1 pseudogene is annotated in these 250 nt (G+C 41.6%); it reads right to left on the bottom strand.

What is annotated here, in order from left to right:
* Nucleotides 1-191 (bottom strand): annotated as a pseudogene (locus AOA62_RS29870) (NADP-dependent phosphogluconate dehydrogenase); the annotation flags it as partial.
* Nucleotides 192-250: the final 59 nt, after the last annotated feature.

The following is a 250-nucleotide window of genomic DNA, read 5'->3' as shown; positions in this document are numbered from 1 at the left end:
TTCCAGTTATATTCTTCCGAAGCTGCCTTCAATTGCGTGAATCCTTGTGCGTAAGAGCAAATCTTACTCATATATAACGCCTTACGAATAGCTTCAATTAATTCCGCTCGATCATTACCAAAGCCAACAGCTTCTAAATTAAACTTAGGACCAGTCAATTCTTTGCTAGCACGTACACGCTCTTCTTTCATTGCCGATAAGAACCGCGCAAAAACGGACCCAGTTATAATAGGTAAAGGCACGCCAAGGT

The organism is Pseudomonas sp. 2995-3 (assembly GCF_002742565.1).
Taxonomy (GTDB): domain Bacteria; phylum Pseudomonadota; class Gammaproteobacteria; order Pseudomonadales; family Pseudomonadaceae; genus Aquipseudomonas; species Aquipseudomonas edaphica.
This window is presented reverse-complemented; position numbering and strand designations above follow the sequence as displayed.